7 protein-coding genes are annotated in these 13716 nt (G+C 65.8%); all 7 read left to right on the top strand.

The window, feature by feature from the left end; all coding sequences use genetic code 11:
- Positions 1 to 93 precede the first annotated feature (93 nt).
- The 7 genes from ACWPKK_RS30230 (at position 94) to ACWPKK_RS30200 (ending at position 13716) form a co-directional block, all read left to right on the top strand.
- A complete protein-coding gene (locus tag ACWPKK_RS30230) occupies positions 94 to 1638 on the top strand; it encodes a tetratricopeptide repeat protein (RefSeq protein WP_452012018.1) in 1545 nt (514 codons plus the stop codon).
- On the top strand, positions 1638 to 3638 hold the full coding sequence (locus tag ACWPKK_RS30225) for an O-linked N-acetylglucosamine transferase, SPINDLY family protein (protein ID WP_452012015.1): 2001 nt from the start codon (positions 1638 to 1640) through the stop codon (positions 3636 to 3638). Before ACWPKK_RS30230 ends, ACWPKK_RS30225 begins: the two co-directional genes overlap by 1 nt.
- Positions 3639 to 3964: 326 nt before the next feature.
- Positions 3965 to 6277, top strand: a complete 2313-nt coding sequence (locus ACWPKK_RS30220) for a glycosyltransferase family 4 protein (RefSeq protein ID WP_452012013.1) — start codon at positions 3965 to 3967, stop codon at positions 6275 to 6277.
- A gap of 449 nt (positions 6278 to 6726) precedes the next feature.
- The gene (locus ACWPKK_RS30215; protein ID WP_452012011.1) at positions 6727 to 9357 is read left to right on the top strand and encodes a glycosyltransferase; all 2631 of its coding nucleotides are present in this window, start codon (positions 6727 to 6729) and stop codon (positions 9355 to 9357) included.
- Positions 9358 to 9606: 249 nt separating this feature from the next.
- Positions 9607 to 11610 (top strand): glycosyltransferase family 4 protein, encoded by a 2004-nt coding sequence (locus ACWPKK_RS30210; RefSeq protein ID WP_452012008.1) that lies wholly within the window; start codon positions 9607 to 9609, stop codon positions 11608 to 11610.
- Positions 11611 to 11634: 24 nt separating this feature from the next.
- Positions 11635 to 13095 (top strand): mannose-1-phosphate guanylyltransferase/mannose-6-phosphate isomerase, encoded by a 1461-nt coding sequence (locus ACWPKK_RS30205; RefSeq protein WP_452012005.1) that lies wholly within the window; start codon positions 11635 to 11637, stop codon positions 13093 to 13095.
- 42 nt (positions 13096 to 13137) lie between these two features.
- The gene (locus ACWPKK_RS30200; RefSeq protein ID WP_452012003.1) at positions 13138 to 13716 is read left to right on the top strand and encodes a hypothetical protein; all 579 of its coding nucleotides are present in this window, start codon (positions 13138 to 13140) and stop codon (positions 13714 to 13716) included.

Raw genomic sequence — 13716 nt, 5'->3', positions numbered from 1 at the left:
AAGTGAAAGAGGCAGCCCTTTATTGCTGACGACCGGGGTCTTGGGTTAAGAAACCCCGTTTCCGCGCCGCCGGTCATTTTGCGCGGCCAAGCGTTGGGGGTTGCCATTTCCGAGTTCTCGCCGGCCTTCATCCAGGCCTACAACACCGGTGCAGCGCTGTTCAAGGCCGGCCGCTTCGACGAGGCGGCCATCGTCTACCGCCGCCTGATCGACGAAAACCTGGACATCGCGACGCCGCATGCCGCCACCCTGCATGGTGCCTTGGGCCTTTGCCTGCGCAGCGCCGGCCGGCCGGACGAGGCGATGGAGCCGCTCCGCCAGGCGCTGCGGCTGAAGCCCGATCATCTGGATGCGCTGAACGCGCTGGGCGGAATCCTGCTCGACCGCCGCCACATCGAGCATGCGCTGATCGCCTTCCGCGAACTGGTGAAGTTGAAGCCCGACTATCCGGGCGCGCTGCTGACGCTGGGCAACCTTTTCATGTTCAGCGGCGACGGCGAGCGGGCGCGCGCCGTCTACCGGCTGGCATTGGTCGTCGAACCGAACGTGGCCGTCAACTACAACAACCTGGGCGCCGTCAGCCTCAGCCTCTGCCATCTGTCGGAGGCGGCGCTGAACTACCGCCGGGCGCTCGCCATCGATATCGGCAAGCCGGAATACCGCAAGAATCTCGGCACCTGCCTGCTGATGGCCGGCGACTACGCCAACGGCACCGTAGCCTATGAGGGCCGGCTGGAGCAGGGGGTCTGGCGCAAGCGCAACATGCCGGGCGTCCTGTGGCAGGGCCAGCCTCTGGCGGGCAAGACCCTGATGGTGCATTTCGAACAGGGGCTGGGCGATTCCTTCCAATACATCCGCTATGCCGGCGTGCTGAAGCGCATGGGCGCGCGGGTGCTCTACGAATGCCAGCCGGCGCTAAAGCGCGTGCTGTCGACCGCCCCCGACCTGGACGGGCTGTTCGCTTTGGGCGAGCCGCTGCCGCCCTACGACTACCACATCTCGCTAATGAGCCTAATGCACCGGCTGGGCACCACACTGGACAGCGTCCCCGGCGGCGTGCCCTATATCCGGGCCGAGCCGCAGTTGCAGGCCGGCTGGGCGGAGCGGCTGGACCGGTTCGAGGGCGGCAATCGCCCGGCCTTGCGCATCGGCATCAACTGGCACGGCAACGAGACCGGCAAGTCGATCCCGCTGGAGTGCTTCGAGGCGATGGGGAAACTGCCCGGCGTCCGGCTCTACAGCCTGCAGAAGGTATCGGGCCTGGACCAGTTGGAGCGGCTGCGCGACCGGGTGGCGGTGACGGAGCTGGGGGCGGATTTCGACGCCGGACCAGACGCCTTCCTCGACACCGCCGCGGTGATGGCCAACATGGACCTGATCGTCACCTGCGACACCTCGGTCTGCCATCTGGCCGGCGCCATGGGGCGGCCGACCTGGGTGGTGCTGAAATGGTTCGCCGACTGGCGCTGGATGCGCAACCGGCTCGACAGCCCCTGGTACCCGACCATGCGCCTGTTCCGCCAAGCCCGTCCCGACGATTGGGCCGAGGTGATGGCCAGGGTGACGGCGGAGGTGGCGGCTAGGAGCGGGGCCGGGGCGAACCTCCGGGACGTCGCCCTTGCTGGGGAGGCCCGGTAATGACGCTGAACGAAGCGCTGCGGCTGGCGCTGGACCATTTCCGGGCCGGCCGCGCAGCCGAGGCGGAGCAGGTGTGCCGGGCGATCCTGAACGCCGTTCCCGGCCAGGGCGAGGTTACCCAGCTGCTGGGCACGGTGGTAATGATGCAGAACCGCCCGCAGGAGGCGGAAACCATCCTGCGCCAGGCGATCGCAGCCAAGCCCGAGTTGTCCGACAGCCACGGCAATCTCGGCACGGTGCTGCAGTCGCTGGGCCGCATGGGCGAGGCACTGGCCGCGCACGACCGCTGCGTCCAGCTGACGCCCGGCACGCCGGAGGGCTACCTCAACCGCGGCTCGACCCGGCTGGCGCTGGGCGACCGGAACGGGGCGGCGACCGATTTCGCCCGCGCGCTGCGGCTGCGGCCGATCGACGCACTCGCCGCCGCCAATCTCGGCGTGGCCCTGCGCGAGGGGCAGCGGATGGCCGAGGCGCTCCGCGCCCTGACCCGGGCGCTGGTCGTCGAGCCCGGCAACGGCGAGGCGATGCTGGGCCACGCCCACGCCCTGCGCGAGCTGGGCCGCCTGGACGAGGCTGAGACCGCCTATGCCCGGGCGGTGACGCTGACGCCGGCCAAGACCGAAGCGCTGTGCTACCACCTCTATCTGAAGCAGACGCTGTGCGCCTGGGACGATTACGACCGGCTGTGCGCGCGGGTGACGGAGATCATCGACCGTGACGGTGGCGTCGTCATCCCGCTGGCCACCCTGTCGATCGACACCACCCCGGCCCAGCAGGACCGCTCCGCCCGGCTGTTCTACGACCGGCTGGTCAAGCGTCCCTCCCCTCCGCCGATGCCGGCGCGGCCCGCCCCCCAATCCGACGACCGCTCCGGGGGCCGGCTGCGCATCGCCTATGTCTCGGCCGATCTCCACGAGCACGCCACCGCCTATCTGGCGGCCGAGCTGTTCGAACTGCACGACCGCGAGCGCTTCGAGGTGCTGGCCTACTCCTACGGCCCCGACGACGGCAGCGCCATGCGCCAGCGGCTGGTGAAGGCTTTCGACCGCTTCCGCGACATCCGCAGCGTGCCGCTGGACGCCGTCGCCCGCTGCATGGCCGACGACGGCGTCGACATCATGATCGACCTGAAGGGCTACACGAAGCAGACCCGGCTCGACCTGCTGTCGCGCCGGCTGGCGCCGGTCGAGGTCAGTTACCTCGGATATCCCGGCACCATCGGCTGCCCGCACATGGACTATGTGATCGGTGACCGCTTCGTCACCCCGCCGGAGCACCAGCTCTTCTATGCTGAGCGGCTGGCGATCCTGCCTGACGCCTATCAGATCAACGATCGCCGCCGCCCACTGCCGGAGCAGGTACCGTCGCGGGCCGACTGCGACCTGCCGGAGGACGGCGTCGTCTTCGCCGCCTTCAACACCGCCTACAAGATCAGCCCGACCATGTTCGCCCTGTGGATGCGCATCCTGAAGCGCGTGCCGGGATCGGTCTTGTGGCTGTTCGAGGCCAACCCGCGGGCCGCCGCCAACCTGAAGGCCCAGTCCCAGGCCCAGGGCGTCGCCCCCGCCCGGCTAGTCTTCGCCCCGCCCCGCCCGCTGGCCGACCACATCGCCCGCTACCGGGTCGCCGACCTGGCGCTCGACACCCTCCCCTACACCGGCCACACCACCACCAGCGACGCGCTGTGGGCGGGCTGCCCAGTGGTGACCTGCTTGGGCGGCACCTTCGCGTCTAGGGTGGCGGCGAGCCTGCTGAACGCCGCCGGCCTGCCCGACACCATCACACGGTCGCTGGCGGAGTACGAGGAGCTGGCGGTGGCGCTCGCCGGCGACCCCACCCGGCGCGCGGGTTTCCGCAAGCGTCTGGAAAACGGGCGGATGACGGCGCCGCTGTTCGACAGCCACCGCTTCACCCGCAACCTGGAACGGGCCTATCAGGTCATGTGGTCGCTGCACAAGGCCGGCAAGCCACCGCAGGGCTTCATCCTGCCGGCGGGCTGAAGGAGCACTGGGAACAGAGGCGCTCCTTCCCTCAAGCCTCCCCCGTGGCAATGCATATTCAAGTATGCATTGCGACCCTCCTGCAAATTTCACAGATGTAACATAAGACAAAAGCATTAACTCGATCATCGGCGTCCTTGCTACCATACCTCGCAAGAATATTTCTTTGTTGGTGTGGCTGATCAAATGCCTAGCGATACTTCGAAACCTAACCTTTTTTTTGCCATCCCCCTATCCGCGGTTCTTCACACGGCAGGCCATTCTTTGCCTGATCCACTCCTGCGCCACCCCTGCTGCGGCATGGCCACCGTGCCGGGAGGGGAGCGATGAACGCGATCAGTCCGGTCAAGCCGGCGGCTGAGGCAGGCGCCACCTACCAGGGCCGGTTGGAGTTCGTGACGACCAGCAAGATCTACGGCTGGCTGCACAACCAGAGCAACCCTGCCGCGGAATGTCTGGTCGACCTCTATGTCGACGGCCGCTTTCTCGGCACCCATGCCTGCAACGAGCATCACAAGGCGCTGAGCGGACTGCCGGGACGCAACGGCTTCGTTGCCTTCAACATCCCATTGCCCACCGGCTTTCTCTCGATTGATGACTGCTGCGTCGATGTCAAAATCCACGGCACCAGGATGTCGATCCCCGGCGCCCCCGTTGTCACCAGCCTCCACCGGGCGGTGATCGACACCGCCCTTTCCGGCATGACACCGGAGCGCCAGGACTTGTGCGTGGGGGCGCTTTCGGAGACGGCAAATCAGACCAAGCGCGGCTGGGAACGAATGGCGGATGCACGGCTTCTCCGCCCTGCTGATGGCTTTGAGGGGGCCGAGTTGACCGTCGGCAGCTTCCTAGCCCACCAGCTCCACCGGCTGGGGGAAGCACACACTTTCCATCTGCGTAGCGCTGGCGATCTGGTGCGCTTTCTGGTGCGCTGTGCCGACCGCTTCAATCTTGCCGACCATGCCTGGTGTCCGCTGCCGGTTGATGTGATCGCCTACCTCACCTCAGGCGAGGAGGACGCCACCGGCCGTTTCCGCTCGCGCCTTTTGTCGGCCTATCAGGCCCAGACAGGCGAGACGGTTGACAGTGGGGTGGATGCGCTGTGCCAGCTGACCCACTGGATGTTCGGCAAGGCCCGCCTGCCCAAGGAAGCTCTGGCAGCCCGGCATGTGGAGGAGCTGAATGCACAAGCTGGGATCGACCCCCATGGGCTGATCTCGCGCTTTTATGCCGGCATGCACGCCCGTGACCCCGATCTGGCTGCAACCTTCGACCTGCGTGACGAGCGGGCGCTGTTGCCTGCGCTGCTTGCGGTCTCGCTGTGGCTGGTGCGCTGGAACCTCGACGATCTGTTCCTGGTCCCGCAGGTGCGCGCGCTCTTGGACTCCCCGGTCCGGCACGAGGGGCAGGTCATGACCGGGCTTGGCTATTTCTACAGCCGCCTGGGCGTCCCGAGCGCCCAGACTTTGAGTCTCTCAGCTCTGTGCCAGCGCCAGCATGCGCCAGTGGTCCGCCACCTGCCGCGCACCGCCCAAGCCAAGGGCGTCAACCTGTTCGGCTATTTCGATGGCGGCACCGGCATCAGCCGCAACGCCCTGTTCTCCCGCGACATCCTCAAGGATGCCGGCTTTGGCGTGACGATGCCGATGATGACGCTGCCCGGCCACCATGCCGGCGAGGAGCTCTACCCGGTCAACCTGATCCATTTCGGCCTGCTGGGCACCCCAGGCGACATGCTCAACCATGGGCTAGAGCGCTTCGCCGGGGCCTACAACATCGGCTTTTTTCTGTGGGAAACCAGTGCTTTGCCCCGCTCGGCCCATTTGGCGCTGGAGATGATGGACGAGCTGTGGACGATGTCGAGCTTCTGCGTCGACACTCTGGCCCAGCATTTCACCGGTCCCATTCATGTCGTGCCCAACTGCGTCGACGAGCGCGTGTTGAACGCCACCGCCGGCGCGCAGCCGAAGGCTGAGCCTTTCACCTTCTATTTCTGCTTCGATGCCCGCAGCTGGTACACGCGCAAGAATCCGCTGGCGGTGGCTCGCGCCTTCCAAAGGGCCTTCCCCCGTGAGAGCGGGGTGCGGCTCGTCCTGCGCATTCGCTATCGGCAGACCAGCCGGAGCGTCGCCGATCTTGCCCATAAGCTGGAGCTCGATCATCTGGTCGAGGGCGACCCCCGCATCATCGTGCGCGACCGCGAGCTGTCATACGCCGACTCGCTCGCCGAGATGCGCTCTTGCGACGCCTATGTCTCGCTCCACCGGGCGGAGGGCTTTGGCTACACCATGGTGGAGGCGATGATGATGGGCAAACCGGTCATCGCTTCTGCCTATTCGGCCAACCTCGACTACATGACGGACGAGACCGCCTTTCTGGTTGGTGGCCAGGAGCGCTATTTGGAGAGCGACGAGTATCTCGCCGTCACCCCCGGGGCCCGCTGGTTCGAGCCAGATGTCGGCTTGGCCGCCGAGGCAATGCGGCGGGTGAGGGAGGACCGGGAGGAAGCAAGGCGGCGAGCTGCCACCGGGGCTGCTTTCGTCCGCAGCCGCTTTGCCCGCCCGGTGCTGCAGGAGCTCTATGCCGCTCGGCTTCAGGCCGTGTTGGAAAGCGCCGTCTCAGCCATGGCTGAGGTGTGATCCTGTTAAAAACGCTGCGACCGCATGCCACGCGGCAGCACACCCACTCCCGCTATATTGTTCAATTCGAGATAAAAGCTGGAAAGATTCCTTCAACCTCTCTCCACGTTTCGCCCCTTATTCATGACGGTTCTCTCATCATCCTCCTGGCCTGTAGAGGATACGATCTTCACCTAAGATTGATAATTATATATTCAATGCGCGGGTGTTGTGACATTGCTTACACAACCACACAAAAAAGTTGATTTTGTTTTTATGAATTGGGTATATAGCGTTTAGGGATTGCCCTGGCATTTTAGTTAAAGCCTTCGCCTAGAGCGAAGGACTCGCAACAGGATCGGCAAAGCGGCTCTTGACCCTCAAACAGAGGTGTGGGAGGCCGGAAGCCGCAGCCTCCGGTATGGCCTCCGCTGGGATCGCGCCTGACCGTTGGGGTGGGGAACACGAGGATGGATGGCGGTCTGACCCTGGTTGAAAACACAGCGGTACCGGCGCAAGGCCGCGACGCTGTGGCGCCCACCAGCCTTGAGGATGCGTTCAACGGCTATCGCCTCTTCCTTGGCCGTCATCCGGCCAGTGTCGAGGAGATCACGGCTGCCACCGGCTGCACGCTTGGCGAATTCCTTGGCCACTACCTGATGCGCGGCGAGTTCCTTAACGGCGTTGTCGCCAGCCTCACCGGCACGGCCGTGCTGCCGCACATCGCCTTGGCTCCGGCTCCGGACGAGGACTTGAGGCGCTGGGCGCTGAAGTGCCTGCCCCTGTCGGCGGCTGCGCGCGAGCGGCTTGCCACCAGCCGCTCCTGGCGCTTCTGGCTGCTGACCATCCTGCGCGACGAGACTTTACGCGCCGGCTTGCCAGCCGCGGTGGCCGACTGGCTGACGAACTCCGGCCTGCAGGCCCGGCTGGCCACGCTTGATCTCGCTCCCACCCGCCGCCTGATCGGCGAGGCCTCGCACAATGGGGCCGGCACCATTATGGGCTGGTGCGCCAACGCCAGCGATGCGTCCGAACGCGTGGTGCTGGAGTTGCATCTGGGCGAGCGCTTCATCGGCGCGGTGCGCTGCGAGCGCTTCGTCCCCGGCTTGGGCGAGCGCATCGGCAGCAGCGGCGACCACGGCTTTGCCTTCGACATCCCCGCCGCCCATGCTGATCTGGTCGCCCGCGGCGCGATGCTGCGGTTGCGTGATGCCCACTCCAAGGCGCCCTTCGGCGCGGACCTCTACCTTAAGACCAACCTGCCGGCCGCTCTCAATGATCTCGGCCGGATGCTCGGCGCCATCCGGTCGATGAAGGAGACGCTCGCCAGCATTGAGCAGCAGCTTCCGCAAACGCTCCGGCAGCTCAATCCGCCGCTGTCGGCCTATGGCGCCTTAAAGGCGCAGGGGCTGCTCGCCTGCCATCGTCCGCTGGACGGAGAAGCCGCCGCGGCGGTGGCCGGCCTCACCGTCAATGTGATCCTGCTGGAAACCGCACTCGAGCCCGCTTCCCTGCGCCGCCTGCTCGCCTCCTTGGACAGCCAGACGCAGGAGCGCTGGACGCTGACCGTGCTGGCTGACGGCGAGACGCTTGGCGACGAGACCCGGGCGCTGATCCACACGCTGACGGCTGCGGGCCGAGCGGTGATGGCCAAACCGACAGCCCTGCCGCGCTTGCTGGCTAGCCACGCCATCGTCACCGCCGCCACGGCTCATCTGGTGGTCGGCCGCTGCGGCAGCTTGCGCCCCGACGCGTTGGCGGCCTTCCTGACGGCCCTGGGGCCGGGATCGGCCACTCCGACCTTTGTCGCCTACAGCGACCATGACGTTTTGGTCGGCGCTCACAGCGGCAAGCCGGCGCAACTGGTTCCGATCTTCAAACCGGATTTCGACTCGGTGATGCTGCTGGCATACGACTATGCCGGCCCGATGGTTCTGGTGACGTCGGAGGCCCTGCTGAAGGCATGCGCTCTTGCCAATGGAGCGCCGCCGTCAAGCCTGCATGATTTGATGCTGCGCGTGGGCGACTGTGTGCCGGCGAGCGCCATCCGCCACATCCCGTCAGTGCTCTACAGCCTGGAGCAACCCACCGACCTACGCAGCCCCGACGGCCTGCCGCGGCTGCTGGTGGGTGAGCCTAAGGCGGTGACGAGCTGGGCCGAGCGCTGGGGGATAGCGGCCGAGGTACGGCAGGCGCTGGTGGTCAGCGAAGACGAGGAGGGCAGCCAGACGCTGGTTGAGCCTTGTGAGATCGAGATCCGCCCAGCCAGCTTTCCGGCTGTCAGCATCATCGTGCCGACCCGCAATTCGCCGGTTCTGCTGCGCAATTGCCTGGACTCGCTGTTGCGCACCCGTTCGTCCTATCCAGGGCCGCTGCAGATCCTGGTGATCGATCATCAGAACGAGGATCCCGACAGCGTCGCCCTGATCGCCGCCATGCAGGCCCAGCGCGGCGTCGATGTCCTGCCATACAAAGGCGCTTTCAACTGGGCGATGATGAACAACCTCGCCGCCGAACAGGCCAGCGGCGAGGTGCTGGTCTTCCTCAACGACGACACCCTGGCCGCCGACCCTGGCTGGCTCAGCCGCGCCGTGGCAACGCTTGGTCTGCCGGATGTCGGTGTGGTGGGGGCCCGCCTGCTTTATGGGGACGGCAGCATCCAGCATGCTGGTGTGGTGACCAGTCAGGAGCAGGGGGCGGTGCATGAAGGGATCGGGATGCCCGGCCATGAGGGCGGCTATCTCGGCCGCAACCTTGTGCCGCATTCCGCTGCCGCCGTTACTGGTGCGTGCCTGATCACGTTCCGGGCCGTGTTCGAATCCGTTGGCGGCTTCGATGCCAGTTGGCCCGTCAACTGGAACGACATCATCTACTGCCTAGCAGCGCGCAAGGTCGGCTGGCGGGTGGTCTATGATCCGAGGGTTTGCCTCTATCACCATGAATCGAAGACGCGCGGCTACCTGCTTGGTCAAACAGGCCAGGATGTCTACCAAACGGAACTGCGCCGGCTACAGGTCGACTGGAAGGAGCATCTGGACGACCCTTTCTACAACCCTGCTTTCCATCGCAAAGATTTGCCCTTTGTGAGGATAGCGCTGTGAGACAGGGTCTAGCGGGAAGGATGCATGTGTTCGAGACCTCTGAGCAATTAGGGGGCTCTGCTGCGGGCCAGCTTTGCGTCGGTCTCTTAAACAGCGGGACGGGCGCGCAGGGAGTGGTGAGTCGGTCATGATTTCCTTGGGCTTCGGCCAAAACCGACAGCAGCGCCGGAGGGGCGTCCCACCGCACTCCTCTGCGCGTTTGCGCATGAGCGCGCCGTAGCCGCGGCCGCGCCACTGGACACCCGCCTGATGGACAATTCCGTGACCCACACGCCCTCGACCGAGACGTCGGAGACCGCTGCCGAGCGCACGAGCGCCTCGGCGCGCCCGCGGCTGGACGGGGTCAAGCGGACCATCTGGCTGACCCGGCCCGACCTGCGCGATCTCTGCGAGGGCGATCAGGAGCGCTTCGAGTGGTGGCTGCTGCTGAACGGCGCGCGCGAGTACCGCGCGCTGGCGGAGACCGAGCTCACCGTCTCGCAGGACCTCCTGAGCGAGCCGGCGGCCGAGGCGCTGCCTGAGGTGCGCCCAACGCTGACCCGCTTCATGCGGCTGGTCTGGACCATGCGGCCCGACCTGCAGGGCGCCTTCGACCTGCGGACGGTGGAGGGCCAGCAGGGCTTCGTCTGGTGGTACTTCATCGAGGGCTCCGCCGAGCTGCGCCTTGGCCGCTTCGTCACCGAGGAGCAGAAGCACGTTCTGAATGAGCCGGACGAGCGCGCGCCCGCGATCGGCACCCTTGCGATCACCCGCCTGATGGTGCAGCTGTGGCTGAAGCGCCCGGACGTTCAGGAGCGCTTCCCGCTCGATGCCCACACCGGGCGCCTTGGCTATCTGGTGTGGTACTTCACGCACGGCCTCGCCGAGATGCAGCTGGCCGACCTCGTCGACGACCGCCAAGCACACGCCCTTCTCATTCCCGTCCCGGGCGCTCCGCAGCTGCCACCGGTCCTGGCGATGATCTGGTCGACCGACGCCGCCATCCAGGCACGGTTCGCCGACCCGCTCAGCCCCGCCTTCGCCCAATGGGGGCACGCTGAAGGCACGGAGCAGTACCCGATCCTCAAGCAGCTGGCCGGCATGGTCACGCCGCAGAGTGTCAAGGCGCCCGCGGTCCACGTGAGCCACGGCGCCCTGCCATTTGGCGTCAACCTGATCGGCTACGCCCGCGGTCAGTTCGGCATCGGCGAGGACGTCCGCATGGCGGCACTCGCCATGCAGGCAGCCGGCATCCCCTTCAGCCTCTACAACGTCGAGCCCGGGCGCGAGGTGTGCCAGGGCGACGACAGCGTCGAGGCGCTGATCAGCGACCGGCTGCCCTACGCCGTCAATCTGCTGTGCACCACCGGCATCGAGACGGCGCGCCTCGCCGCGGTGGAGGGATCAGCGCTGTTCGATGGGCGCCGCACCATCGGCTACTGGCCCTGGGAGCTGCCGGAGTGGCCCGAAGAGTGGCACCACGCCTACGAGCTCGTCGACGAGGTCTGGGCGTCGAGCCGCTACACCTACGAGGCCTTCGCCAAGAGCAGCCCGAAGCCGGTGCGGCACCTCCCCATGACCGTCACGGTGGACGCGACCGCGGGACTGAAGCGGCGCGACTTCGGCCTGCCCGAGAACCGCTTCCTCTTCGTCTTCTCCTTCGACGTGCTGTCCAGCTTGGCCCGCAAGAACCCGCAGGCCTGCGTGCGCGCCTTCAAGCAGGCCTTTCCGCTTGGGCATGAGCCGGTCGGGCTGGTGGTCAAGGCGATGCGCGCGGCGCCGGACAACCCGGTGTGGCAAGCGCTCCTGGAGGAGGCCCGGGCCGACCGGCGCATCATCATCGTCGCCGAGACGCTGAGCCGGGGCGCGGTGCTCGACCTCTACCGGGCGTGCGATGCGTTTGTGTCGCTGCACCGGGCCGAGGGCTTCGGGCGTGGGATCGCCGAGGCGATGATGCTGGGCAAGCCGGTGGTCGTCACCGGCTTCTCAGGCAACCTGGACTTCACGACCCCGGGCAGCGCGGCGCTGGTCGACCACCGGCTGCGCCCGGTGTCGCCGGAGGAATACCCGTTTGCCGAGGGGCAGCTGTGGGCGGAACCGGACGTTGGGCACGCCGCCTGGTGGATGAAGCGGCTGGCCGAGGACCGCTGGCTGCGCCAGCGGCTGGCAGGACAGGGGCAGAGACTGACGGCGGCGACCTACGCGCCGGCAGCGGTTGGTGCTGGATACGCCGCCCTGCTAGGCCAGTCGGCACGGGAGGGGGCGGTCGGATGACTGGGGAGACTAGGGGGGAGCGTCATGGGGAATACCATGCCATCGGGCGTGATCACGCCGGTCATCCTATCGGGCGGCTCGGGGAGCCACTTGTGGCCGCTGTCGCGGGCGCTCTACCCGAAGCAGTTCCTGGCGCTGGCGAGTGAGTTGACGATGCTCCAGGAGACCGCGCTGCGGGTCGCCGGTGATGGGTTCGCCGCCCCTCTGGTGATCTGCAACGAGGAGCACCGCTTCCTCGTCGCCGAACAGCTTCGTGCCAAGGCGTGCCGCCCTTCCGAGATCATCCTCGAGCCGGTCGGGCGCAACACCGCGCCGGCCGTGTGCATCGCCGCCCTCAAGCTGCTCGCCACGGGCGAGGACGGCCTCATGCTGGTGATGCCGTCCGACCACGTCATCGCCGCTCCCGATCGTTTCCTGCAGGCGGTCGCGAAGGCAACCGGTGCTGCGGCTGCCGGCGCGCTAGTCACCTTCGGCATCACCCCGGCGCGGGCTGAGACCGGCTATGGCTACATCAAGGCAGGGCCGCGCCTCGACGCCCATGAGGGTGTCCACGCCGTCGAGCGCTTCGTCGAAAAGCCCGACCAGACGACGGCGGAGGCCTACCTGGCGGACGGCTCCTACCTGTGGAACAGCGGCATCTTCCTCTTCTCCGCCGGCGCCTATGTGGCCGAGCTGGAGCGCAGCAACCCGGCCATGGTCGAAGCCTGCCGCAAGGCTCTGTCGGACGCCGAGCGGGATCTGACCTTCTGCCGGCTTGGCATGGATGCCTTTGCCGCCTCGCCGCCCGACTCCATTGACTACGCCGTCATGGAGAAGACCAGCAGGGCGGCCGTGGTGCTGGTTGAGATGGGGTGGAACAACGTCGGCGCCTGGTCGGCTTTGTGGGACATCGGCGAGAAGGACGCCAGCGGTAACGTGGTGCAGGGCGACGCCGTCCTGTACGAGGCGCGCAACGTCTACGTCCGCTCCGACGAGCATCTGGTCGCCGTGGTTGGGTTGGAGGACGTGGTGGTGGTCGCCACCGACGATGCCGTCCTGGTCACCGACCATGCCCACGCACAGAACGTGAAGCACATCGTCGACCGCCTCAAGGCGGAGCGGCGCGACGAGCACGCCCTGCACACGACCGTGCACCGGCCCTGGGGCTCGTACCGCAGCGTCGACCGCGGCAGCCGCTTCCAGGTCAAGCGGATCACCGTCAAGCCGGGCGAGCGTCTGTCCTTGCAGATGCACCACCACCGGGCCGAGCACTGGATCGTGGTCGAGGGAACGGCGCTGGTCACGTACGGCGAGGAGCAACTTTTCGTCTACGAGAACCAGTCCGTCCACATCCCGATGGGCACGGTGCACCGGCTGGAGAACCCAGGGAAGGTGCCGCTGCACCTGATTGAGGTGCAGTCCGGCAGCTACCTCGGCGAGGACGACATCGTGCGGTTAGAAGATCGATACGGTCGCATACCTGTCGCCCCAGTCGTAGAGAAGTAACGTTCTTTCCCATATTCGAACTTGACGCAAGTGAGCAGGAAAATGCAGCAAATACTTGAGGGATTGGAGGCAATCCCATTTACGGTTCCTCACATTAAGGGCACAAAAATCTATGCAAACTTTGATGGACTTAATCTAAATGATAACGCATCAGTGATCTGCGGCTGGGCATTTGATGCGGGGAATCCGGATACTGCGCCTGACATAATAGTCTTTAGTGAAGAAAGAGTAATCGGCCGTGGGAAAGCGGATATGGCACGACCTGACGTTAGCGAGGCTGGTGTGCCGAGGGCCGACGTTGGCTTTCAGGTTCGTCTGAAGCCAAAAGGCGATGAGAAAGAGCTGAAGGTTGTAATTCAGTCAGGTGAGCAGCAGTACTTACTAATTGAACTAATTCTGAAGAATTGTCTTCCACCGGGCAGAATAACTCGCGAAGACGTTATCGCAGTATTCTCTCTGCTCTTCCACAGGTACCCGGAGAGTGAAGATGCAATCAATCATCAGCTTTCCGTTCACAAATCAAAAGACAGCTTGTTTGCTGCGCTTTTTCGTTCCCCAGAGTTCCATGAGAAGAACATGGATTTGGTATCTTTGATCCACGCTAATTTTGCGGGAAATTGA

The sequence above is a fragment of the Azospirillum largimobile genome, from assembly GCF_977007025.2.
This window is presented reverse-complemented; position numbering and strand designations above follow the sequence as displayed.

Coding starts and splice junctions, on each gene's coding strand:
- ACWPKK_RS30225 (WP_452012015.1), top strand. CDS start 1,638: ATGACGCTGAACGAAGCGCTGCGGCTGGCGCTGGACCATTTCCGGGCC.
- ACWPKK_RS30220 (WP_452012013.1), top strand. CDS start 3,965: ATGAACGCGATCAGTCCGGTCAAGCCGGCGGCTGAGGCAGGCGCCACC.
- ACWPKK_RS30215 (WP_452012011.1), top strand. CDS start 6,727: ATGGATGGCGGTCTGACCCTGGTTGAAAACACAGCGGTACCGGCGCAA.
- ACWPKK_RS30210 (WP_452012008.1), top strand. CDS start 9,607: ATGGACAATTCCGTGACCCACACGCCCTCGACCGAGACGTCGGAGACC.
- ACWPKK_RS30205 (WP_452012005.1), top strand. CDS start 11,635: ATGGGGAATACCATGCCATCGGGCGTGATCACGCCGGTCATCCTATCG.
- ACWPKK_RS30200 (WP_452012003.1), top strand. CDS start 13,138: ATGCAGCAAATACTTGAGGGATTGGAGGCAATCCCATTTACGGTTCCT.